Origin of the sequence: Xanthomonas campestris pv. phormiicola, assembly GCA_025666215.1 — a bacterium.
Classification (GTDB): Bacteria; Pseudomonadota; Gammaproteobacteria; order Xanthomonadales; family Xanthomonadaceae; genus Xanthomonas_A; species Xanthomonas_A campestris_A.
The window spans coordinates 2,413,585-2,437,059 of record CP102593.1 but is presented as its reverse complement, the minus strand read 5'-3'; the positions used below and the strand labels follow the sequence as shown (position 1 = coordinate 2,437,059).

Genomic DNA, 23,475 nt, shown 5'->3' with positions numbered 1-23,475 from the left:
GGCCGGCAGGCCGGCACGCGCTGCCGCTAGTGAATATCCAGGTGAAGTCCCGCTTCCAAACCCTTGATACGACTACGATCGCCGGACAGGAAACAGGCACGAACCGGTGAGTATAACGGCCTCAGCGGGTGCCGGGGCCGGAGGCCGCAAACGAAACGGGCACCTTGCGGTGCCCGTTTCGGTACAGCGATGGAAGCCGTGGATCAGGCTTCGGCTTCGACCACGACCTTGACCGTGGTCTCGACGTCGGCGTGCAGGCGCACCAGCACCTCGTACTCGCCGATGTTGCGGAACGCGCCTTCGCCCAGCACCACTTCGCCCTTTTCCAGCGGCAGGCCGGCGGAGGTGAACGCCTCGGCGATGTCGCGCGGGCCGACCGAGCCGTACAGCTTGCCTTCGGTGGACGCGTTGGCCTTGACCGTCACGCTGGCGCCTTCCAGCTTGGCCGCACGGGCCTCGGCGTCGGCGTGGATCGACTGCGCCTTGGCTTCGTACTCGGCGCGCTTGGCTTCGAACTCGGCGATGTTGGCGGCGGTGGCCGGCACGGCCTTGCCCTGCGGCACCAGGAAGTTGCGGCCGTAGCCCGGCTTGACGTCGACCTTGTCGCCGAGGCCGCCCAGGTTGGTGACTTTCTGCAGAAGAATCAGTTGCATGGTGTTGCTCCGTTATTCGTTAGCGCCGGCTTGCAGCCGACGCAACGCGTGCTGTCCGAATAGGACGGGAATGGAATTGCCGGGAGTCGGGAATGGAGAACAGGGAATGGGACAGACCCTGTTCGCCCGACGCACGTCAAATATCGTGGTTGTCCGTGTACGGGATCAGCGCCAGGAAACGCGAGCGCTTGACCGCCGTGGCCAGCTGGCGCTGGTACTTGGACTTGGTGCCGGTCACGCGGCTCGGCACGATCTTGCCGTTCTCGGTGAGGTACTGGCGCAGGGTGTTGAGATCCTTGTAGTCGATCTCTTTGACGCCCTCGGCGGTGAACTTGCAGAACTTGCGGCGACGGAAGAACTTGGACATGGCAGTGCTCCTTAGGCAGCTTCGGCGGCGTCGCCGTCGGTTTCGGTGGCGGCGGCAGGCGCATCGCCTTCCTCGTCGTCGCGGCGACGGCGCTCGCTGCGCTCGGGCTTGTCGCCCTTCTCGTCCTTGCTCTTCATGATCAGCGACTGCTCGGTGTCCGGGCCGTCGCGCTTGATCACCAGGTGGCGCAGCACGGCGTCGTTGAAGCGGAAGCTCTCGACCAGTTCGGCGAGGATGGCCTGGTCCACTTCGATGTTGAGCATGACGTAGTGCGCCTTCACCAGGTTCTGGATCGGGTACGCCAGCTGGCGGCGGCCCCAGTCTTCCAGACGGTGGATGGTGCCGCTGCCGTTCTCGACCAGCGACTTGTAGCGCTCGATCATGGCCGGGACCTGCTCGCTCTGGTCCGGATGGACCAGGAACACGATTTCGTAATGACGACTCATGTGGTTATACCTTTCGGATGTGGCCCAAGGGCCGGACAGCCCCCCGCGAGGCCCGAAACGGGTGCGGTGGGGCAAGGGCTCCCGCCACGACGGGCGCAGGAAGCAGGAAAGTATGGCAGTGCGGGGGCCGCGCCGCAAGGTGGCGGCCGTACATCCATGCCGGGCCGGCGCCGCCTGTTGCGGACGATATGGCGGTCCGGGCCGCCGCTGCCGCGCCGGCGCCGGTTTTGCGACACTGGCCGGGTGAACCACCGACCGACCGCGCCCTCAGCCATCGACGCCACGCCTGTTCCCGCACGCCTGCCTGCGCGACCGCCTGCCCTGCCCGCTGCGGCCCTGCCCCGGCGGCTGCGCCGCGCCGAACGCTGCGCCGCGCGCGCCTGGCCCTGCGGCACGTCGTCCAGGTACCCGCCGTGATCGCCCCCCCGTACGCCGACCCCGCCCTGCGCGTCGGCCAGCCGCTGCAGCTGGAGCTGCCGCCGGCAGTCGCCGTCGCCCTGCGCAGCGCCCGCCGCTACCTGCTGGACGACGGCACGCCGCTGTACGCGCTGGGGTTCGATGCCGCGCGCTTCCACGCGCAGGCCTTCGCCGCGGCGGCGATCGCCTGCCCGGACAGCGTCGCGCGCAGCGTGCGCAAGCGCCAGGCGGAGTTCCTGTTCGGGCGCCTGGCCGCCCGGCTGGCGCTGCGCGAGGCGCTCGGCCCGGCCCAGGCGCAGGCCGAGATCGCGATCGGTGCGTCGCGCGAGCCACGCTGGCCGGCCGGCGGCCTGGGCAGCATTTCCCACAGCGACGGCTGCGCGGCGGCGGTGGCGCTGCCGGCCGGCCGGGCCCATGGCATCGGCATCGACCTGGAACGGCTGCTCGCGCCGGCCGCGCGCGAGGCCGTGCTGAGCATGGCCATCGATGCGCAAGAAGCCGAGCTGCTGGCCGCCGCGGCCGATGCGCAGTGGTCACACGATGCGCTGCTGACCGCGCTGTTCTCGGCCAAGGAAAGCCTGTTCAAGGCCGCGTTCGGCGCGGTCGGCCGCTATTTCGATTTCGCCGCGGCCCGTCTGTGCGCGGTCGACCTGGAAGAACGGCGCCTGCGCCTGCGCCTCACCGAGACGCTATGCGCGCAATTCGTCGGCGCGCAGGTCTGCGAGATCGGCTTCGCGCGGCTGGACCTGGATCCGCGGCTGGTACTGACCCACTACGCGTGGTGAGCGCGGCGCCGGCGCTCAGCGCGCGGCGGCCGCCGCATGCTCGGCGTCGGTGGTGAAGCTCTCGCCGCAGCCGCATTCGGCGGTGGCGTTGGGATTGCGGAAGATGAAGGTCTCGCCCAGGCCCTGCCTGGCGAAATCGATCTCGGTGCCGTCGACCAGCGGCAGGCTGGCGGCATCGACGTAGATGCGCACCCCGTCCTGCTCGAACACCGCATCGTCCGGGTGCGCTTCGCGCGCCAGCTCGGTGACGTGGCCCCAGCCCGAGCAGCCGGTGCGTTCGACGCCGAAGCGCAGGCCCAGCGCCCCGGGGGTCTGGGCGACGAAGCGCTGCACGCGCTCGAAGGCGACGGGAGTGAGATGGATGGCCATGGCGAACGACTCCGGGAACAGCGAACGGTCATTATAGGGAGGAAGCGCGGCGGCGGATGCGCGCCGCGCCTCGCAAGCGCCGCGGTTCAGCCAGTACACTTGCCCGTTCCATATCGAGTCGCTGCGGCGAGGATTCAAGTCATGACGGTGGTAAGCGTTGAGCATGCGCTGGCCGGGAAGATCCCGGCGGGCGGCGAGGTGACGGTACGCGGCTGGGTCCGCACCCGGCGCGATTCCAAGGCGGGGCTGTCCTTCGTCAACGTCAGCGACGGCTCCTGCTTCGCGCCGATCCAGGTGGTGGCGCCGGCCGAACTGCCCAACTACGAGGCGGAAGTGAAGCGGCTGACCGCCGGCTGCGCGGTGATCGCGCGCGGGCGCCTGGTCGCCTCGCAGGGCCAGGGCCAGAGCTTCGAGATCCAGGCCGAGGCGATCGAGGTGGTGGGCTGGGTCGAGGACCCGGAAACCTATCCGATCCAGCCCAAGGCGCATTCGCTGGAATTCCTGCGCGAGGTCGCGCACCTGCGCCCGCGCACCAACCTGTTCGGCGCGGTGACCCGCATCCGCAACTGCCTGGCGCAGGCGGTGCACCGCTATTTCCACCAGAACGGCTACAACTGGATCAGCACCCCGATCATCACCACCTCCGACGCCGAAGGCGCCGGACAGATGTTCCGCGTGTCGACCCTGGACCTGGCCAACCTGCCGCGCGACGGCAAGGGCCAGGTCGACTTCGGCCGCGACTTCTTCGGCAAGGAAACCTTCCTGACCGTGTCCGGCCAGCTCAACGTCGAGGCCTACTGCCTGGCGCTGAGCAAGGTCTACACCTTCGGCCCGACCTTCCGCGCCGAGAACAGCCACACCACCCGGCACCTGGCCGAGTTCTGGATGATCGAGCCGGAAATCGCCTTCGCCGACCTGGCCGAGGACGCGCGGGTGGCCGAGGACTTCCTCAAGTACCTGTTCCGCGCGGTGCTCGAGGAGCGCGGCGACGACCTGGCGTTCATCGCCGAGCGCGTGGACAAGACCGCGATCAGCAAGCTGGAGGCGTTCGTCAACTCGCCGTTCGAGCGCATCGAGTACGGCGAGGCGATCGCGCTGCTGCAGAAATCCGGGCACACCTTCGAGTTCCCGGTGGAATGGGGCCTGGACCTGCAGACCGAGCACGAGCGCTGGCTGACCGAGCAGCACGTCGGCCGCCCGGTGGTGGTGACCAACTACCCCGAACACATCAAGGCCTTCTACATGCGCCTGAACGACGACGGCAAGACCGTGGCGGCGATGGACGTGCTGGCGCCGGGCATCGGCGAGATCATCGGCGGCAGCCAGCGCGAGGAGCGCCTGGACGTGCTGGACACGCGCATGGTGCAGTTCGGCCTGGATCCGCAGCACTACGGCTGGTACCGCGACTTCCGCCGCTACGGCACGGTGCCGCACGCCGGCTTCGGCCTGGGCTTCGAGCGCCTGGTGGTCTACATCTGCGGGCTGAGCAACATCCGCGACGCGATCCCCTACCCGCGCGCGCCGGGCAGCGCCGAGTTCTGATGCATCGCGACCAGGCCGCCCCATGATCCTGTTCTTCGCGCTGTGCTTCGTCGGCGTGGCCGTGGCCGGGGTCAGTGCGTTCCTGATCTTCTGGCCGCTGACCCTGGTGCATATCCGCGATCGGCATCCGCCGTTGGTGAACGCATTCGGCCCCGGCGCGTTTCTCAAGCCGGTGGCGTTGGGCTGGTTGCTGGCGCGGCGCTACCGTGCGCTCGGCGACCGCTCGCTGTCCGGGCTGGCGACGCCGGCCTGGCTGTCGCTGCTGACCATCTTCTTCGGCCTGGGCATGGCCGCCCTGCTCTGGCTGCTTTCCCTGGTGATTCCATGACTTCAGACGCTTCCGCCGCCGATCGGTGGTACCTGGCCAGCCTCGGCCGCATCCTGGTGTGGGCGCGCCTGCGCGTGCGCGACGCCGGCACCGCCGAGGTGCTGGACAGCGACGGCAACACGCTCAGCTACGACAGCGAGGACACCGCGCAGGCGGCATTGTTCGACGCCGAGTTCGTCGCCTTCGACGGCCTGGACGAGGACGACGCGCTGGCGCGCGGGTTCTCGCTGCACGAAGTGGCGCCGCCGCAGGCCGACAACGATGCCGCGCTGCGCGGACGCATGACCCAGACCCTGGGCACGCGCGCCTGAGCCGCCGATGCACGTCCCGCCGGCGTTCGCCGAAACCGACCTGGGCGCGCTCGACGCGCTGATCGCGCGCGATCCGTTCGTCACCCTGGTCACCGTCGCCGACGGCCTGCCCTGCGCCACGCCGCTGCCGGTGCTGTACCGGCGCGACGGCACGCGCATCGTGATCGAGGGCCATTGGGCGCGCGCCAATCCGCAATCGCGGCACCGCGGCCCGGCGCTGCTGATCGTGCACGGCCCGCAGGCCTACGTGTCGCCGGGCTGGTATCCGGACAAGGAAGCGATGGCACGGGTACCGACCTGGAACTATGCCACCGCGCACCTGCATGGCCGGTTGCAGGCCAGCGACGACGAAGCGCTGCTGGCCGACATCGTGGCCCGGCTCAGTGAACGCCACGAGCACGCGCTCGGCAGCGACTGGCGCTACGAGCCGCACAACGATGCGCACCGGCGCCAGCTGCGCGGCATCGTCGGCTTCCGTTTCGAACCGGAGCGGGTCGAACTGAAGTTCAAACTGAGCCAGAACCACCCGCCCGCGAACGTGACGGCGGTGCGCGAGGCCTTGCAGGCGCAGGCCGATCCTGGCGCGCAGGCGGTGGCCGCGCTGATGCGCGAGCGCCTGCAGCGGCGCTGACGACGCCTGCGTCCGCGCACGATCGCGGGCGCGCCGCGCGTCCCGACCAACATACGCCGGCGTGTGTCCGCGCCGCCGCCGCGCCGATGAACCGCGCCACTCCCGCAGCCGCCGCGACGCGCCCATGTGCGCGCCGGATTCTGGAATAATGCGTGGCTATGAGCAAAATCGATCAGCTACTGCACAACAACCGTGCCTGGTCCGAGCGCATCAATCGCGAGGATCCGGAATTCTTCGGTCGCCTGTCCAAGCAGCAGACCCCGGAATACCTGTGGATCGGCTGCTCCGATTCGCGGGTGCCGGCCAACCAGATCATCGACATGGCGCCGGGCGAGGTGTTCGTCCACCGCAACATCGCCAACGTGGTCGTGCATACCGACCTCAACTGCCTGTCGGTGATCCAGTTCGCGGTCGAGGTGCTGAAGGTACGGCACATCCTGGTGGTCGGCCACTACGGCTGCGGCGGCGTGCATGCCGGACTGACCCGCGCGCGCCTGGGCCTGGTCGACAACTGGATCCGCCACGTCACCGACGTCGCCGAAAAACACGAGGGCTGCCTGCAGCAGGCCGGCGACCTGACCCTGCAGCACGCGCGCCTGTGCGAACTCAACGTGCTCGAGCAGGTGGTCAACGTCAGCCGCACCTCGATCGTGCGCGATGCCTGGGCCGCCGGCCAGGAACTGACCGTGCACGGCTGGGTCTACAGCCTGCGCGACGGCCGCGTCCACGACCTGGGCATGGAATTGGAGCGGATCGAGGACCTGGCGCCGCGCTACGATGCCGCACTGGCGCGGATCTATCAGGATCGCGAGGATCGCTGATCCCGTGCCGGCGCCGACACGACTGCCCGAGGACACCGCATGCTCCCCGCCCCGCTCAACCTGCACGCCTGGATCGAAGAACACCGGCACCTGCTGAAACCGCCGGTGGGCAACAAGTGCATCTACGCCGGCGACTTCATCGTGATGGTGGTCGGCGGACCGAACGCGCGCTCGGACTTCCACTACGACGAAGGCCCGGAGTGGTTCTATCAGCTCGAAGGCGAGATGGTGCTGAAGGTCCAGGAAGACGGTGCGGTGCGCGAGATCCCGATCCGTGCCGGCGAGACCTTCCTGCTGCCGCCGAAGGTGCCGCATTCGCCGCAGCGGGGGCCCGATTCGGTGGGCCTGGTGATCGAACGCCGGCGCCTGCCGCACGAGAACGACGGCCTGCAGTGGTACTGCGAACGCTGCAACCACCTGCTGTACGCAGAGTATTTCCCGCTGCGCAACATCGAGACCGATTTCCCGCCGGTATTCGCGCGCTTCTACGCCTCCGAGGCGCTGCGCACCTGCGGCCGTTGCGGACAGCTGCACCCGGTGCCGGCGCCCGTCGCCGCGCCGTGAGCGCGCCCTCGCCGACCATCGCGCCGGGCTGCGATGCTGCATAGCCTGATCGCGCTGAAGCCGCGCGACGTTCCGCTCCGCGTCGCCCTGCGCAACACCTTCGCGGTGGTCGCCCCGCTCGCCGCGGGCGTGGCCAGCGGCCACGCCGCGCTCGGCCTGGCGATGGCCACCGGCGCGCTGAACACCATGTTCTCCGACCAGCCCGGGCCATACCGGGCGCGCATGCAGCGCATGCTGATGGCCGCGCTGGCGGCCGGCGGCGCGGCGCTGCTGGGCATGCTGATCGGCGCGCATACCGCGGCGCTGGCGCTGGCGGCGCTGCTGCTGGGCCTGGGCGGCGGCCTGCTGGTGGCGCTGGGCCCGGTCGCGGCGCGGGTCGGGCTGACCAGCATGATCCTACTGGTGGTCAGCGCCGACGTGCGCCTGCCGGCGGCGCAGAGCGTCGGCGTGGCCGCGCTGATCTTCGCCGGCGGCGTGCTGCAGATGCTGATGGCGCTGGCCGCCTGGCCGCTGCAGCGCTACCGCCCGGAGCGCTTCGCGCTGGCCGAGCTGATGCGGCAACTGGCCGGCATCGCCCGCCAGCGGCCGAGCGCGACGCTGGCGCCGCCGGCCACCGAAGCGGTACTCGAGGCGATGGTGATGCTGCACGGCGAGCATCGCTCGCGCGGGCTGGCGGTGCAGTCGTTCCGGATCATCGCCGAGCTGTGCGAACGCGCGCGGCTGGAACTGCTGACCCTGGCCGACCTGCACGCGCGCCTGGACGAGGCCTCGAGCGCGCGGCTGCCGATCGAGCGCGTGCTGGAGCGCAGCGCGGTGGTGCTGGACCAGCTCGCCTACGCCCTGGACAACGCCGAAGACCCGGCCGCGGCGGAGGCCTCGATGACCGGCTTCGACGATCTGGCCGAGGCGCTGGCGCAGGCCCAGGCGCAAGCGCAGGACACCCGCGAGCGGCGCCTGCTGCGCATCGCCGTGGCCCGCGCGCAGGGCCTGGGCGGGCAGCTGCGCGCGCTGGTGCGCAACGGCCACTGGGCCAGCAGCCGCGGCGAGATCCAGGCCGAGCTGGCCGAAGCAAGATTGCCGGCAGCGCTGCGTCCGCTGGCGCCGCTGCAGACCCTGCGCGCCAACCTCGGCTTCTCCTCGGTCGCGTTCCGGCATGCCTTGCGCTGCGGGGTGTGCCTGAGCCTGGCGGTGCTGTTCGAACGCTGGCAGGCGATCCCGCACGGCTACTGGATCCCGATGACCACCGCGATCGTGCTCAAGCCGGATTTCGGCGGCACCCTCAGCTTCGGCGCCTTGCGCGTGGCCGGCACCTTCGCCGGGCTGGTGCTGGCCACCGTGCTGGCCCACTTCACGATGGACGGCGCGGTGGTGCGGCTGCTGTTGCTGACCGTGTTCTGCCTGGGCTTCCGCCTGCTGACCCAGGTCAACTACGGCCTTGGCGTGGCCTGCCTGACCGGCATGCTGGTGCTGCTGCTGTCGTTCGAGGGCATGGCCCCGGGCGAGGCGATCGGCGAGCGCATCCAGGCCACCGTGCTCGGCAGCGCGCTGGCGCTGGTCGCCTATGCGCTGTGGCCGACCTGGGAGCGGCGGCATATCCGCGCCACCCTGGCGCAGCTGTTGCTCGCGTATCGCGACCACCTCGCCGCGCTGCTCGAAGGCCGCCTGCAGGCGCTGCCGGAGACCCGCGCCGCGTCGCGTACCGCGCGCAGCAACGTGCAGGCCTCGATCGAGCGGCTGCGCGGCGAGCCGCGGCGCAAGCGCAACCTGCGCGAACTGAAACTGGCCGAGTCGGTGCTGGCCAACGGCAACCGCCTGATCCGCGCCTCGCTGGCGCTGGAAGCGGTGCTGCGCGACAGCCCGCCGCTGCCGCCGTTGCCGGAACTGGAGCAGTTCCGGCGCCAGGCGCATGCCGCACTGACGCAACTGGCCGACAGCCTGCGCAGCGGCACCCCGCCGGCACAGGCGACCTTGCGCAACGACGAACGGCGCCTGGCCGAGGCGCTGGCCGCGCATCTACAGGAGGCCAGCGACGGCTCGGCGCTGGCCGCGCTGGCCGACACCGGCGACCGCGTCGCCGACAGCGTCGGCACCCTCACCCACCTGCTGCGCAGCGCCATGCTGCCGGCCGCCGCCACGGTCGCCGACGAAGCGCTACGCCGCGACCGGTAGACTGTGCCCTGGTCCTGTCACCCGCTGCCGATGAACGAGATCCTGACCCGCCACCACGCCACCGCGCTCGACGCCGCCGACCCGCTGCGCGAGCTGCGCCGCGAATTCCTGTTCCCGCAGCACCAGGGCGCCGACCAGGCCTACTTCGTCGGCAATTCGCTCGGCCTGCAGCCGCGCGGCGCGCGCGCCGCGGTGCAGGAGGTGCTGGACAAGTGGTCGACGCTGGCGGTGGAAGGCCACTTCACCGGCGACACCCAGTGGATGACCTATCACGAACTGCTGGCCGCGCCGCTGGCGCAGCTGGTCGGGGCGCTGCCGCACGAAGTGGTGGCGATGAACACGCTGACGGTGAATCTGCACCTGCTGATGGTCAGTTTCTACCGCCCGACCCGCGAGCGCCCGGCGATCCTGATCGAGGCCGGCGCGTTCCCGTCCGACCAGCATGCGCTGGCCTCGCAGATCCGCTTCCACGGCTTCGACCCGGCCACCGAGCTGATCGAAGTGCAGCCCGACGGCGCCGACGGCACCGTGTCGCTGGCGGCGATCGAACGCGCCATCGGCGAACACGGCCCGCGCCTGGCGCTGGTGCTGTGGCCGGGCGTGCAGTACCGCACCGGGCAGGCCTTCGACCTGGACGCGGTGGCGCGGCTGGCGCGCGCGGCCGGCGCGGCGGTCGGTTTCGATCTGGCGCATGCCGTCGGCAACATCCCCTTGACCCTGCACGACACCGCGCCCGATTTCGCGGTGTGGTGCCACTACAAGTACCTCAATGCCGGTCCCGGCGCGGTCGCCGGCGCCTTCGTGCACGAGCGCCACGGCCACGGCGACACGCCGCGCTTCGCCGGCTGGTGGGGCCACGACAAGCGCACCCGCTTCCAGATGCGGCCGGAGTTCGTCGCCGCGCCCGGCGCCGACGGCTGGCAGCTGAGCAATCCGCCGGTGCTGAGCATGGCACCGCTGCGCGCCTCGCTGGAGCTGTTCGAACGCGCCGGGCTGCCGGCGCTGCGGCGCAAGTCGCTGCAGCTCACCGGCTACCTGGAGACGCTGATCCGCGCGCGCCTGGCCGAGACCCTGCAGATCCTCACCCCGGCCGACCCGGCGCAGCGCGGCTGCCAGCTGTCGCTGCGTGTGATCGGCGGCCGCGAGCGCGGCCGTGCGCTGTTCGAGTACCTGCAATCGGTCGGCGTGCTCGGCGACTGGCGCGAGCCGGACGTGATCCGGATCAGCCCGGTGCCGCTGTACACCCGCTATCGCGACGTCTACCGCTTCGTCGAGGAAGCGGAAACCTGGGCCGGCGTCTGAGCCGCCCCCTCCTGCGCGGCCACCGCCGCGCGTCATGCCGGATTTCTCCTTGAGCGTCTCCCCCCGCAGCATCACCCTGATCGGCGCCGGCCTGGCCGGTTCCCTGCTCGCCATCCTGCTCTCGCGCCAGGGCTGGCGCGTCACCGTCTACGAGCGCCGCGGCGATCCGCGCATCCAGGACTACGAGCGCGGCCGCTCGATCAACCTGGCGCTGGCCGAGCGCGGCCTGCACGCGCTGCGCCAGGCCGGCGCCGACGCCGCGGTGATGGCCAAGGCGGTGATGATGCGCGGGCGCATGGTGCATTTCGCCGACGGCCGCCAGCAGTTGCAACGCTATGGCCGCGACGACAGCGAAGTGATCTGGTCGGTGCACCGCAACGACCTCAACATCACCCTGCTGCAGCTGGCCGAACAGGCCGGCGCGCAGATCCACTTCTACCGGCGCCTGCACACGGTGGACTTCGACGCCGGCTACGCGCGCTTCATCGACGACCGCGACGACCAGCCGCACGACATCCGCTTCCGCAGCATGATCGGCGCCGACGGCGCCGGCTCGGCGCTGCGCGCGGCGATGCAGCGCAAGTCGCCGATGGCCGAACACACCGAGTTCCTGGACCATTCGTACAAGGAACTGGAGATCCCGCCCAACCCGGACGGCAGCTTCCGCATCGAGGCCAACGCGCTGCACATCTGGCCGCGCGGGCACTACATGTGCATCGCCCTGCCCAACGACGAAGGCACCTTCACCGTCACCCTGTTCCTGCCGAACGAAGGCGAGCCCAGTTTCGCCACCACCCGCAGCGGCGCGGAAGCCCTGGCGCTGTTCGAACGCGACTTCGCCGATGCGCTGCCGCTGATGCCGCAACTGGCCGAACACTGGGAACAGCACCCGCCGGGCCTGCTCGGCACGCTGCGCCTGGAACGCTGGCACCTGGACGGGCGCGCGGTGCTGCTCGGCGATGCCGCGCATGCGATGGTGCCGTTCCACGGCCAAGGCATGAACTGCGCGTTCGAGGATTGCGTCGCCCTGGCCGCGCACCTGCAGCGCGGGCCGGACCTGGGCCGCGCCTACGCCGCATTCGAGGCCGAGCGCAAACCCAACGCCAGCGCGATCCAGCAGATGGCGCTGGAGAACTACATCGAGATGCGCGACCGCGTCGGCGATGCCGGCTTCCTGCTGCAGCGCGAGCTGGAGCAGGCGCTGCAGGCGCGTCACCCGACCCGCTTCGTGCCGCACTACACCATGGTCACCTTCCTGCGCACGGCGTACGCGCTGGCACTGGAGCGCAGCGAGATCCAGCGCCAGATCCTGGTGCAGGCCACGCAGGGCCACAGCGACCTGTCGCGGATCGACTGGGCCTGGCTGCAACGCACCGTGCACGAACGCCTGGCGCCGCTGGAGGGCGCGCATTGAGCCGATCTTGCCTTACCCTGTGCAGGAGCGGCTTCAGCCGCGACCGGCATTACCGGTAGCGCCGGTCGCGGCTGAAGCCGCTCCTGCACAAGCCGGCCTATGCGTCACGCAAGCAACAACGCAGCCGCGGCCGACGCTCCACCACCACATACCGCCGACTCCCCGATGCCCGACAGCTTTCTCTTCTACGACCTGGAAACCTTCGGTGCCGATCCGCGGCGCACGCGCATCGCCCAGTTCGCGGCGGTGCGCACCGATGCGGCGCTGAACGTGGTCGAGGAGCCGGTCAGTTTCTTCGTGCAGCCGGCCGACGACCTGCTGCCCTCGCCGATCGCCACCCTGATCACCGGCATCGCCCCGCAGCAGGCCCTGCGCGACGGGGTCAACGAGGCCGATGCGTTCGCGCGCATCGCCGAGCAGATGGCGCGGCCGCAGACCTGCACGCTGGGCTACAACTCGCTGCGCTTCGACGACGAATTCGTGCGCCACGGCCTGTTCCGCAATTTCCACGATCCGTACGAGCGCGAGTGGCGCGGCGGCAATTCGCGCTGGGACCTGCTGGACATGCTGCGGCTGATGCACGCGCTGCGCCCCGAAGGCATCGTCTGGCCGCAGCGCGAGGACGGCGCCACCTCGTTCAAGCTGGAGCAGCTGGCGCTGGCCAACGGCGTGCGCGACGGCGACGCGCACGAGGCGCTGTCCGACGTGTATGCCACCATCGGCATGGCGCGGCTGTTTCGCGAGCGCCAGCCGCGGCTGTGGGACTACGCGCTGAAACTGCGCGACAAGCGCTTCTGCGGCGGCCTGCTCGACGTGGTGGCGATGCAGCCGGTGCTGCACGTGTCGATGCGCTATCCGGCCGCGCGCCTGTGCGCGGCGCCGGTGCTGCCGCTGGCGCGGCATCCGCGCATCGACAGCCGGGTGCTGGTGTTCGACCTGGAAGGCGACATCGAGCCGCTGCTGCGCTACACGCCGGAGCAGATCGCCGATCGCCTGTACACGCCGCAGGCCGACCTGCCCGAGGGCGAGCAGCGCATCCCGCTGAAGGAAGTGCACCTGAACAAGGCGCCGGCACTGGTCGCCTGGGCGCACCTGCGCGAGCCCGACTTCGCCCGCCTGCAGCTCGATCCGGCGCAGCTCCTGGCCAAGGCCGCGCGCCTGCGCGAGGCCCGGCCGGCGCTGGCCGAGAAGGTCCGCCGCGTGTTCGGCGACGAACGCGCCGCGGCCCCGGCCGACGTCGATGCGTCGCTGTACGACGGCTTCCTGGCCGATGCCGACAAGCGCGCGATGGCGCAGGTGCGGGCGACCCCGCCGGCGCAGCTGGCGCCGCTGGAAACCGGCTTCCGCGATCCGCGCCTGCCCGAACTGCTGTTCCGCTACCGTGCGCGCAACTGGCCGCAGACCCTGTCCATCGCCGAGCAGGGCCGCTGGGACGACTACCGGCGCCGGCGCCTGGTCGACGACAGCGGCCTGTCGGAACTGAACTTCGACGGCTACTACGCACAGCTGGCCGATTTACGCCTGGCTCACCCCAACGATGCTACCAAGCAGGCTCTGCTCGACCAGCTGGCCGCCTGGGGCCAAGACCTGCAACGCACCTTATGACCAGTTATTTCAGCGACGCCAGCTTCAAGTTCCTGCGTGCCCTGGCGCGGCACAACGACAAGGCCTGGTTCAACGACAACCGGCACAAGTACGAAGAGCATGTGCGCCAGCCGTTCCTGCGCCTGATCACCGACCTGCAGCCGGACCTGGCCCAGGTCAGCGAGCATTTCCGCTCCGACCCGCGCGGGGTCGGCGGTTCGCTGTTCCGCATCCACCGCGACGCGCGCTTCTCCCACGACAAATCGCCGTACAAGACCTGGCAGGGCGCGCGCCTGTTCCACGAGCGGCGCAAGCAGGTGCCGGCGCCGTCGTTCTACCTCCACCTGCAGCCGGGCGAGAGCTTCGTCGGCGCAGGGCTGTGGCACCCGGAAGCGGACACGCAGCGCAAGGTGCGCCAGTTCATCTTCGACAACCCGGGCAGCTGGAAAGCCGCCGCGCATGCGCCGAAGCTGCGCCGCCGCTTCGATTTCGAGGCCAGCGAAGTGCTGGTGCGGCCGCCACGCGGTTTCCCGGCCGAGTTCGAGTTCATCGACGACCTCAAGCACAAGAACTGGGTGTTCTGGCGCCAGCTCGACGACGCCACCATGACCGGGCCGAAACTGCGCGCGCTGGTGGCGGCCGACCTGCAGACGCTGGGACCGTTCGTGGATTATTTGTGCGCGGCGCTGGATCTGGAATTCTAGACGTGGCAACGCGTTGTGTACCTGCAGGAGCGGCTTCAGCCACGCCAGGTTTTATCGGTAACACCTGTCGCGGCTAAAACCGCTCCTCCGAAAAGCGTGCACCCGCATCGAGGCACACGATGAAAAAATGGCTGGCCTTGCTGTTCCTCGCCCTGCTCGCGCTCGGCGGCTACGTCGTCGCCGGGCCGTACCTGGCGATCCGCGGCATCAGCCAGGCGCTGGAACAGCGCGATGCGGCGGCGCTGGAGCGCTACGTCGACTTCCCCACCCTGCGCGTGAACCTGAAGGCGCAGGTCGACGATGCGCTGCTGCGTCGCGCCGGGCCGGAGCTGCAGTCCGGCCTGTTCGGCGCTGCCCTGCTGTCGCTGGCCGGCAGCGTCAGCGGCATGGGCGTGGATGCGATGGTCACCCCGGCCGGGATCGGCGCCTTGCTGCAGGGCGATGCGCTGTGGAAGCGCGCCAGCGGCGACACCGTGGGCGGCGACACCTACGCCGCACCGCGCCCGGTGCAACCGTTGCGGCAGGCCGAACACCGCTTCGAGTCGACCTCGCGCTTCGTCGCCACCCTCCACACCGCCGACGGCACCGCGGTGCCCTGCGTCTTCACCCGCGACGGGCTGCGCTGGAAGCTCAGCAACATCCTGCTGCCCCTGTAGGAGGCTCTACGTGGCCTCGGGCCATCGGCCGCGACATCGGTGCCGGAAGAAATCGTCAGCCGCGACTGAAGTCGCTCCCACAAGGACCTGCGGCAGGCCGGCTGGCTGCACTTTGGAAGGGACTTCAGTCCCGACTGCTCGCTGCATCCGCTCCAACAAAATACCGGGACCAGGATGGTCTCCGCCTCCGCTCGTCGCGACTGAAGCCGCTGCCACAATGACGGGCGGCATGTCGCAGCGACGCATCCGCTCAGCGGCGCCAGGCGGTCGTCTCGAACACCCGCTGCAGGCGACGGAACGTCGGCCGCAACTGCCAGCGCGCCGACCACGGCAGGCGCGCCAGCGCGGCGCGCACATCCAGCGCCTGCACAGCGCCGGTCCAGGCGAACAGCACATGGTTGTCCATCTCCGGCTCGTCCATGCGCAGCACGCGGCCACCGAAGATCTTGCGCAGGTGCGCCACGTGCTGGCGGGTGTCGGTGTCGTACAGATTCACCGCCAGCACGCCGCCGGGCGTCAGCGCGGCATGGCAATCGTCGTAGAACCCGCGCGTACGCATCGCCGCGGGGATGCCGTCGGCATCGTAGGCATCGAGCAGAAGCAGGTCGTAGCGACCGCGGCGCTGCGGTAGCAGCTGCGCACCATCGCCGTGCAGCGCCTGGAAACGCGCATCGTCGGCAGGGATGTGGAAGGCGTCGCGCAGCGCCAGCACGTCGGCGTCGGCCTCGATCGCCTCGATCCGCGCCTGCGGCAGGTGCCGATGGCAGAACTTGGCCTGCGAGCCGCCGCCCAGGCCGACGATGCCGATGCAGCGCGGCTCCGGCCGCAGCAACAGCGCGCCGAGCATGCTGCGGGTATAGCCCACCTCCAGCACCTGCGGCCACCAGGTAAGCATCCGGCTCTGGGTCACCTCGCCCTTGAACTGCAGGCTGGTGTAGCGCCAGCCGCGCTCCACGTACGGCCGCCCCGGACGCGGCACAGGCGCCTGCGCGCGCCGCAGCAGCTGGCGCAGCGTGGCCCAGCGACCGCCGCGGTTGCCGCCGGACGCCGCGCTCACGGCTTGGCGATGAGGTTGGCCACGCCGTGCGGCACGTGCCCGGCGGCCACGCGTTCGCGCGCGGCGCTGTCGATGTTGTGCTGCGAGTCGTCGAAGAAGATGTCGGCGCCGAACGCCTGCAGGAACGGTCCCTTGTGGCGGCCGCCGAGGAACAGCGCCTCGTCCAGGCGCACGCCCCACTCGCGCAGCGTGCGGATCACCCGCTCGTGCGCCGGCGCCGAGCGCGCGGTGACCAGCGCGGTGCGGATCGGCGAGGCCTCGCCGGCCGGGAACGCGGACTGCAAGGCATGCAGCGCGGACAGGAAATTGCGGAACGGCCCGCCGGTCAGCGGCTCGCGCGCGTTCTCGCGCTCGTAGCGGCCGAACGCCTCCACGCCCTGCTCGCGCGAGAAGCGCTCGCCCTCGTCGCCGAAGATCACCGCATCGCCGTCGAAGGCGATGCGCAGCTGCGTGGACAGGCGCTCCGAATCGATCGCCCCCGCCGCCGCGGCCGCCTCCTGCGCATGTTCGCCCGGCGGCTTGGGCAGGATCGTCGCCGCGGCGATGCCATGGCTGAGCGCACGCCGCACCGATTCCGGATTCGCCGACAGGAACAGGTCGGTGCCGAACGGCTTGACGTAGGGCCAGGTGGCCTCGCCGGAGGTGAAGGTGGCGCGGACGATGCCCAGCCCGTAGTGCTGGATCGAATTGAAGATGCGCAGCCCGGTATCGGCGGAATTGCGCGACAGCAGGATCACCTCCACCGGCGGCGTCTCCGGCGGCGTGCCCTGGTTCAGCGCCAGCAGCTTGCGCACCACCGGGAACGCCACGCCCGGCGCCAGCACATCGTCCTCGCGCTCGCGCTGGTACGCGCTGTACGCCTCCACGCCCTGCTGCTCGAACAGGGCATGGCCCTCTTCCAGATCGAACAGGGCACGCGAGGTGATCGCGACGGTGAGCAGGCGGGGGGCGTTGTCGGACATTTGGGGGCTGGGAATGGGGAGTCGGGAATGGGGAATCGGTAAAAGCGGTTTACAGGCGCGGACGTGATACGGGGAAAACGAACAACACGGAAACCGCTGTTGCGATTCCCCATTCCCGATTCCCCATTCCCAGCCCCTAAACCATGAATTGCTCACTCAAGATCCGCTCCTCCAGATTGTGCTCCGGATCGAACAGCAGGGTGACCAGGCGGTCGCGCGATTCGCGGATGGTGACTTCGACCACGTCGCGGGTCTCGTGCGAGTCGGCGGTGACGCTGACCGGGCGCTTGTACGGATCGAGCACGCGCAGGCGCACTTCGGTGTCGGCCTTGAGGATCGCGCCACGCCAGCGCCGCGGCCGGTACGGGGCGATCGGGGTCAGCGCCAGGGTGTGCGAACCCAGCGGCAGGATCGGGCCGTGCGCCGAGGAGTTGTAGGCGGTGCTGCCGGCCGGCGTGGCCACCATCACCCCGTCGCAGATCAGTTCGTCGACCCGGGTCTGGCCGTTGAGGTCGATGCTGACGTGCGCGGCCTGGCGGGTCTGCCGCAGCAGCGACACTTCGTTGTAGGCCAGCGAGCCGGTGGTGGTGCCGGACTCGGTCTGCGCCAGCATCTCCAGCGGCCGCAGCTTGGCCGGCTCGGCCTGCGCCAGGCGCTCGGGGAGATCGTCGTCGCGGAACTGGTTCATCAGGAAACCGACCGTGCCCAGCTTCATGCCGAACACCGGCTTGCCGAGGCTGCCATGACGATGCAGGGTCTGCAGCATGAAACCGTCGCCGCCGAGCGCGCACAGCACATCGGCCTCGGCAGGCGCGCAGTCGCCATAGCGCGCGATCAACTGATCGCGCGCCTGCAGCGCAGGCGGCGCGGTGCTGGCAAGAAAACAGATACGGGGAGAAGACGGCAGGACGGAAGCATTCATGGCCCCGATCATACCCGGCGCACCGTTACCCGCGCGCTTCGCGTCCACACGGACAAGCGCGAGCCGAGAACACCCGGCTCACGCAATGCTTCTGGAGCAAAGCCCCCCTTCTGTTAAGGGGGGCGCGGCGACAGCCGCGGGGGATAGGCGAAGTGGCCGTGCGGCGCCAAAAGTTTGCTGTGCAAACTTTTGGATCAGGCCCGCAAAGCGGGCCTGATCACGGGTCACAACCCGTGCGCCGCCAGCTGGCCCAGCCGCTGCACCGCCACCGACACCGTCGGGTAGTCCAGCGCCTTCTGCGCCGACAGTTCCTGCAGCATGTTCAAGGTGAAGCGCAGGCTGCTGTCGTCGCGCTGCAGCCATTGCTGCACCTTGGCCTCGGCATTGCCGCCCGGCAACGCCAGGGCCTGCCCGGCCAGCGCGCTGTGGTGCTTGGCCAGTTCGTCGCGCAGCACGCCGCGGGCCACCGCATGCCAGCGGCCGTTGACCTCCAGCGCATCGATCTGCTCGAAGATCCACGGCAGCTGCAAGGCCTCGCCGAGGCGGAAGTGCACCTTCGACACCTCCACCGGCTTGAGCTTGCGGGTGCGCGCCATCTCGATGATGTCGAACGCCGGCTCCAGGAAGCGCAGTTCCGACAGCTGCTGCGCCAGCGCCGGCGGCAGGCCCTTGTCCTGCCATTCCTGCACCAGCGCCTCGTACAGCGGGCGCTGCGCGTCCGGCAGCACGCCGGAGGCGACGCGGATGTCGTTGAACGGCTCGTGGTAGCGCTCCACCGCCGCGGTGATGCCGGGCATCGGGCCGGGGCGGAACAGCAGCCAGCGCACGAACGCGCGCTGCAGCTTCCAGATCACTTCCAGCGCATCGATCTGCACCGACTCGGGCACCTGCCCGTCCAGCGCGTCGATCTGCGTCCACAGCGCGCGCGCGTCCAGCGTCTCGCGGCTGATCGTGTACGCCTTGGCCACCTCGCCGATGCTGCGCCCGGTGTCTTCCTGCATGCGCATCAGGAAGGTCGCGCCCATGCGGTTGATGGTGGTGTTGGTGACCGCGGTGGCGATGATCTCGCGCTTGAGCCGGTGCCGCTCCATCGCATCGGCGTACTTCTTCTGCAGCGGCTGCGGGAAGTAGCGCTGCAGCTCCTTGGACAGGTACGGGTCCTCGGGGATGTCCGATTCCAGCAGCTGCTGGAACGCGACCAGCTTGGAGTAGGACAGCAGCACCGCCAGCTCCGGCCGGGTCAGGCCCTGGCCGCGCGCCTTGCGCGCGGAGATCTCCGCGTCCGAGGGCAGGTATTCGATCTGCCGGTCGAGCAGGCCCTGCGCTTCCAGGGTGCGGATGAAGTGCTGCTTGGAACCCAGGCGCTTGACGCTCATCCGCTCCATCAGGCTCAGCGCCTGGTTCTGGCGGATGTTGTCCCACAGCACCAGCTCGGCGACCTCGTCGGTCATCGACGCCAGCAGCGTGTTGCGCGCCGCCACGGTCAGCTTCTTGGCCTGCACCACGTCGTTGAGCAGGATCTTGATGTTGACCTCGTGGTCGGAGGTGTCCACGCCGGCCGAGTTGTCGATGAAGTCGGTGTTGAGCAGCACCCCGGCCTGCGCGGCCTCGATGCGGCCGAGCTGGGTCAGGCCCAGGTTGCCGCCTTCGCCGACGATCCTGCAGCGCAGCTCGCCGCCGTTGACGCGCAGGCCGTTGTTGGCGCGGTCGCCGACATCGCCATGGGTCTCGCTGGCGGCCTTGACGTAGGTGCCGATGCCGCCGTTCCAGAACAGGTCCACCGGCGCCTTGAGGATGGCGTTCATCAGCTCGTTCGGCGAGAGCTGCTTGACGCCCGCTTCCAGGCCCAGCGCCTCGCGCACCGGCGCGCTGATCTCGATCGACTTCAGCGTGCGCGGATAGAGGCCGCCGCCGGCGCTGATCAGCCTGGCGTCGTAGTCGGCCCAGCTGGAACGCGGCAGCTTGAACAGGCGTTCGCGCTCGGCGAACGAGGCCGCCGGATCCGGCGTCGGATCCAGGAAGATGTGGCGGTGGTCGAACGCGGCCAGCAGGCGGATGTGCCGCGACAGCAGCATGCCGTTGCCGAACACGTCGCCGGACATGTCGCCGATGCCGACCACGCTGAAGTCCTCGCTCTGGCAATCGCGGCCCAGCGCGCGGAAGTGGCGCTTGACCGACTCCCAGGCGCCGCGCGCGGTGATGCCCATGCCCTTGTGGTCGTAGCCGACCGAGCCGCCGGAGGCGAACGCGTCGCCCAGCCAGAAGCCGTGGTCGATCGCCAGCCCGTTGGCGATGTCGGAGAACGTGGCGGTGCCCTTGTCCGCGGCGACCACCAGGTACGGATCGTCCTGGTCGTGGCGCACCACCTGCGGCGGCGGCACGATCCTGCCGCCGACGATGTTGTCGGTGATGTCGAGCAGGCCCTGGATGAACAGCTTGTAGCAGGCGATGCCTTCGGCCAGCACCGCGTCGCGGTCGCCACCGGCGGGCGCGCGCTTGCAGAAGAAGCCGCCCTTGGCGCCGACCGGCACGATCACCGTGTTCTTGACCATCTGCGCCTTGACCAGGCCCAGCACCTCGGTGCGGAAATCCTCGCGCCGGTCCGACCAGCGCAGGCCGCCGCGCGCCACCGCGCCGAAGCGCAGGTGCACGCCTTCCACGCGCGGGCCGTACACGAAGATCTCGCGGTACGGACGCGGCTTGGGCAGCTCCGGCACCTTGGCCGAATCGAGCTTGAAGCTGATGCAGTGGCCCGGCTGGCCGTCCTTGCCGGTCTGGTAGTAGCTGGTGCGCAGGGTCGCTTCGATCACGCCCTTGAAGCTGCGCAGGATGCGGTCCTCGTCGAGGCTGGCGACCTGGTCGAACAGCTTCAGCAGCGCGGCATTGGCCGCCTCCAGCTGCGCATCGCGGTCGCCGCGGCGCGCGTCGATCACCGGTTGCAGCGCCTTCAGCGCGCCTTCGTCGCCGGCCGCCAGCAGGTGCAGCTGCGCCGACAGCGCGGCCTGGCCGTCGGCGATCTGCGCCTTGCTCTCGCTGCCGGTGGCCGGATCGAAACGCGCTTCGAACAGTTCCACCAGCAGCCGTGCCAGCAGCGGATAGCGCGTGCAGGTCTCTTCGACATAGGCCTGTGAGAACGGCACCCCGGTCTGCAGCAGGTATTTGCAGTAGCCGCGCAGGATCGCAACCTGGCGCCAGCCCAGGCCGGCGCCGACGATCAGGCGGTTGAAACCGTCGTTCTCGGCATCGCCGCGCCAGATGCGCACGAACGCCTCGCACAGCGGCGCGTCGGCGCGCTCGACATCGATCGTGCCGGCCAGCGGCTCCACTTCGAAGTCCTGGATGTACAGCAGCGTGCCGTCCACGGTCAGCCGGTACGGGCGCTCGGAGATCACCCGCAGGCCCAGGTTCTCCATCATCGGCAGCACGTCCGACAGCGGCAGGTCGTCGCGCTGGCGGTACAGCTTCAGGCGCAGGCTGTCGGCGCCGTCGCGGCGCAGCGACTGCAGGCTCAGGTGCAGGTCGTCGGGACCGCGCAGCGCGGCCAGGCGCTCGACGTCGCGCGCGGCGATCTGCGCGGTCGATTCCTCGATGTAGCCGGCCGGCAGCGCGCGGCCGTAGCTGGCGGCCAGGCGCAGGCCGTCGCGCTCGCCGCGGCTGGCGACCAGCGCCTCGCGCAGGTCGTCCTGCCAGTTGCGCAGCAGGTGCGCCAGGCGCGCTTCCAGTTCGGTGGTATCGAATTCCAGCGCCTCGCCGGGCTTGGGCCGCACGATGAGGTGCAGCTGCGCCAGCGGCGATTCGCCCAGCACCACGCTGGAATCGATGTATTCGCCGTGCAGCGCGTCCTTCAGCAAGGCCTCGATGCGCAGGCGCACGTCGGTGTTGAAGCGCTCGCGCGGGATGTAGACCAATGCGGAAATGAAGCGGCCGTACTTGTCGCGGCGCAGGAACAGGCGGCTGCGCACCCGCTCCTGCAGGCCGAGGATGCCCATCGCGGTGCGGTACAGCTCCTCCTCGTTGGACTGGAACAGTTCCTCGCGCGGCAGCGTCTCCAGGATGTGGCGCAGCGCCTTGCCGCTATGGCTGCTCGGGGTCAGCCCGGACTTGCGCATCACGTAGTCGTGGCGCTCGCGCACCAGCGGGATCTCCCACGGCCGGCGGTTGTAGGCGCTGGAGGTGAACAGGCCGAGGAAGCGCTGCTCGGCGACGATGCGGCCCTTGGCGTCGAACTCCAGCACGCCGATGTAGTCCATGTAGCCGCTGCGGTGCACCCGCGAGCGCGCGTTGGTCTTGGTCAGGATCAGCGCTTCCTTGATCCCCGATTCGCTGAGGCCGTGCGCGGCCAGGGTGCGCACCGGACGCGACGGCGACTTGTCGTGGCCGCGCAACAGGCCCAGGCCGCTGTCCTCCAGCGGCGCCAGCACGTCTTCGCCGCCCTGCTTCTCGACCCGGTACTCGCGGTAGCCGAAGAAGGTGAAATGGTCGGCCGCGGCCCAGCGCAGGAATTCCTGCGCCTCGCGCCGGCCCTTGTCGTCCACCGGCAGGCGCCGCGTGGTCAGGTCGTCGGCCAGGGTCAGCATCTTCTCGCGCATGCCGCTCCAGTCGCGCACGATGTTGCGCACCTCGCCGAGGATGCGCTGGATCGCCGCGTCCACCCGCGGCATGTCCTCCGGCGGCTGCCGGTCGATCTCCAGCAGCATCAGCGATTCCGGCTTGCCCTCGCCGACCGTCTCCAGCTTGCCGCCCTTGTCGCGGCTCATGCGCAGCACCGGGTGGCCGAGCACGTGCACGCCGATGCCCAGCTCCGACAGCGCCATGCTCACCGAATCGACCAGGAACGGCATGTCGTCGTTGACGATCTGCAGCACCGTGCGCGAGGACTCCCAGCCATCCTCCTTCAGGCTCGGATTGAACACCCGCACGTTGACCGTGCCCGGCTTGCGCTTGCGCGCGAATTCCAGCATCGACGCCGCCAGCGCGGCCCATTCCGGCGCGCTGTGGTGGGGGAACTCGTCCTCCTCCATGCGCTTGTAGAACTGTTCGGCGAACACCTGCGCCTCGGCCTGGCGCGCGGCCGGGTAGCGCTGGCGCAACGCCGCGTACACCGGCTCCAGGCTGAAACCGGTCGCGGCCGGCGCCGCATCGATCACCTGCGCAGTGGCCGGTACCGGCGCCGCGCCGCGCTTGCCGGCGACCGGCGCGGGCTTGGCCTTCCTGGCGGACGCCGCCGCGGCGGGCCTGGACGAAGCGGGAGCGGGCTTGGACGCGGACTTGCTGGTGGCGGCGGCCGAGGACTTGCTGGAACGGGAGGCGTCTGATTTGGGTTTCATGACGGGGAGCAACAACGATGCTCGTTGGGAAAGCCAGAATTGTACCGGTGGCGCGTTCAACTACCTTGCTGCATGGCGCAAACCGGGATGGGGGATGCGGGCACACGCCAGATCGGGCAAAGTCGCGCGGGCGCCGCCGTCACG

21 protein-coding genes are annotated in these 23,475 nt (G+C 69.9%); 13 read left to right on the top strand and 8 right to left on the bottom strand.

The genetic code is table 11. The annotated features are described in order from the left end of the window. Positions 1 to 203: 203 nt before the first annotated feature. The 3 genes from rplI to rpsF form a co-directional block, all read right to left on the bottom strand. Positions 204 to 653, bottom strand: a complete 450-nt coding sequence (gene rplI, locus NRY95_10225) for a 50S ribosomal protein L9 (GenBank protein UYC18297.1) — start codon at positions 651 to 653, stop codon at positions 204 to 206. Positions 654 to 789: 136 nt separating this feature from the next. Next, positions 790 to 1,020 carry a 30S ribosomal protein S18 gene (gene rpsR / locus NRY95_10220; protein UYC18296.1) on the bottom strand — a complete coding sequence of 77 codons (231 nt, stop codon included), beginning with the start codon at positions 1,018 to 1,020 and terminating at the stop codon, positions 790 to 792. 11 nt (positions 1,021 to 1,031) lie between these two features. Then, positions 1,032 to 1,466, bottom strand: coding sequence for a 30S ribosomal protein S6 (gene rpsF / locus NRY95_10215; protein ID UYC18295.1), 435 nt, complete (start codon positions 1,464 to 1,466; stop codon positions 1,032 to 1,034). 413 nt (positions 1,467 to 1,879) lie between these two features. Here rpsF and NRY95_10210 point away from each other — a divergent pair, with 413 nt between their 5' ends. Further along, a complete protein-coding gene (locus tag NRY95_10210; GenBank protein UYC18294.1) occupies positions 1,880 to 2,668 on the top strand; it encodes a 4'-phosphopantetheinyl transferase superfamily protein in 789 nt (262 codons plus the stop codon). Positions 2,669 to 2,683: 15 nt separating this feature from the next. Here NRY95_10210 and NRY95_10205 read toward each other — a convergent pair whose 3' ends face one another. Continuing rightward, entirely contained in the window at positions 2,684 to 3,037 is a 354-nt protein-coding gene (locus NRY95_10205) for an iron-sulfur cluster assembly accessory protein (protein UYC18293.1), read from the bottom strand. 141 nt (positions 3,038 to 3,178) lie between these two features. Here NRY95_10205 and asnS point away from each other — a divergent pair, with 141 nt between their 5' ends. The 12 genes from asnS to NRY95_10145 all read left to right on the top strand — a co-directional run bounded on the left by asnS (position 3,179) and on the right by NRY95_10145 (position 15,063). After that, entirely contained in the window at positions 3,179 to 4,579 is a 1,401-nt protein-coding gene (gene asnS, locus NRY95_10200; GenBank protein ID UYC18292.1) for an asparagine--tRNA ligase, read from the top strand. A 22-nt stretch (positions 4,580 to 4,601) separates the two neighbouring features. Continuing rightward, positions 4,602 to 4,907, top strand: coding sequence for a hypothetical protein (locus NRY95_10195; protein ID UYC18291.1), 306 nt, complete (start codon positions 4,602 to 4,604; stop codon positions 4,905 to 4,907). Next, complete coding sequence (locus NRY95_10190; GenBank protein UYC18290.1) at positions 4,904 to 5,218, top strand: hypothetical protein; 315 nt, start codon at positions 4,904 to 4,906, stop codon at positions 5,216 to 5,218. Before NRY95_10195 ends, NRY95_10190 begins: the two co-directional genes overlap by 4 nt. A gap of 7 nt (positions 5,219 to 5,225) precedes the next feature. Beyond that, positions 5,226 to 5,849: an FMN-binding negative transcriptional regulator gene (locus tag NRY95_10185; GenBank protein UYC18289.1), complete on the top strand. Its 624-nt coding sequence runs from the start codon at positions 5,226 to 5,228 to the stop codon at positions 5,847 to 5,849. A 158-nt stretch (positions 5,850 to 6,007) separates the two neighbouring features. Then, positions 6,008 to 6,670: a carbonate dehydratase gene (gene can, locus NRY95_10180; GenBank protein UYC18288.1), complete on the top strand. Its 663-nt coding sequence runs from the start codon at positions 6,008 to 6,010 to the stop codon at positions 6,668 to 6,670. A 39-nt stretch (positions 6,671 to 6,709) separates the two neighbouring features. After that, on the top strand, positions 6,710 to 7,234 hold the full coding sequence (locus tag NRY95_10175; GenBank protein UYC18287.1) for a 3-hydroxyanthranilate 3,4-dioxygenase: 525 nt from the start codon (positions 6,710 to 6,712) through the stop codon (positions 7,232 to 7,234). Between the two features lie 33 nt (positions 7,235 to 7,267). Then, complete coding sequence (locus NRY95_10170; GenBank protein ID UYC18286.1) at positions 7,268 to 9,403, top strand: FUSC family protein; 2,136 nt, start codon at positions 7,268 to 7,270, stop codon at positions 9,401 to 9,403. A 30-nt stretch (positions 9,404 to 9,433) separates the two neighbouring features. Beyond that, positions 9,434 to 10,705 carry a kynureninase gene (gene kynU, locus NRY95_10165; protein UYC18285.1) on the top strand — a complete coding sequence of 424 codons (1,272 nt, stop codon included), beginning with the start codon at positions 9,434 to 9,436 and terminating at the stop codon, positions 10,703 to 10,705. Between the two features lie 49 nt (positions 10,706 to 10,754). Beyond that, complete coding sequence (locus tag NRY95_10160) at positions 10,755 to 12,119, top strand: FAD-dependent monooxygenase (GenBank protein UYC18284.1); 1,365 nt, start codon at positions 10,755 to 10,757, stop codon at positions 12,117 to 12,119. 165 nt (positions 12,120 to 12,284) lie between these two features. Further along, entirely contained in the window at positions 12,285 to 13,724 is a 1,440-nt protein-coding gene (gene sbcB, locus NRY95_10155) for an exodeoxyribonuclease I (GenBank protein ID UYC18283.1), read from the top strand. Further along, entirely contained in the window at positions 13,721 to 14,407 is a 687-nt protein-coding gene (locus NRY95_10150; protein UYC18282.1) for a DUF2461 domain-containing protein, read from the top strand. Before sbcB ends, NRY95_10150 begins: the two co-directional genes overlap by 4 nt. A 119-nt stretch (positions 14,408 to 14,526) precedes the next feature. After that, positions 14,527 to 15,063 carry a DUF2939 domain-containing protein gene (locus tag NRY95_10145; protein ID UYC18281.1) on the top strand — a complete coding sequence of 179 codons (537 nt, stop codon included), beginning with the start codon at positions 14,527 to 14,529 and terminating at the stop codon, positions 15,061 to 15,063. Positions 15,064 to 15,313: 250 nt separating this feature from the next. Here NRY95_10145 and NRY95_10140 read toward each other — a convergent pair whose 3' ends face one another. From NRY95_10140 to NRY95_10125, 4 genes are all read right to left on the bottom strand, one after another. Next, positions 15,314 to 16,120, bottom strand: a complete 807-nt coding sequence (locus NRY95_10140) for a transferase (GenBank protein ID UYC18280.1) — start codon at positions 16,118 to 16,120, stop codon at positions 15,314 to 15,316. Then, complete coding sequence (locus tag NRY95_10135) at positions 16,117 to 17,082, bottom strand: 5'-nucleotidase (GenBank protein UYC18279.1); 966 nt, start codon at positions 17,080 to 17,082, stop codon at positions 16,117 to 16,119. Before NRY95_10135 ends, NRY95_10140 begins: the two co-directional genes overlap by 4 nt. A 136-nt stretch (positions 17,083 to 17,218) precedes the next feature. Then, positions 17,219 to 17,989 carry an NAD kinase gene (locus NRY95_10130; GenBank protein ID UYC18556.1) on the bottom strand — a complete coding sequence of 257 codons (771 nt, stop codon included), beginning with the start codon at positions 17,987 to 17,989 and terminating at the stop codon, positions 17,219 to 17,221. A 239-nt stretch (positions 17,990 to 18,228) separates the two neighbouring features. Then, positions 18,229 to 23,331 carry an NAD-glutamate dehydrogenase gene (locus tag NRY95_10125; protein UYC18278.1) on the bottom strand — a complete coding sequence of 1,701 codons (5,103 nt, stop codon included), beginning with the start codon at positions 23,329 to 23,331 and terminating at the stop codon, positions 18,229 to 18,231. Between the last annotated feature and the right edge of the window lie 144 nt (positions 23,332 to 23,475).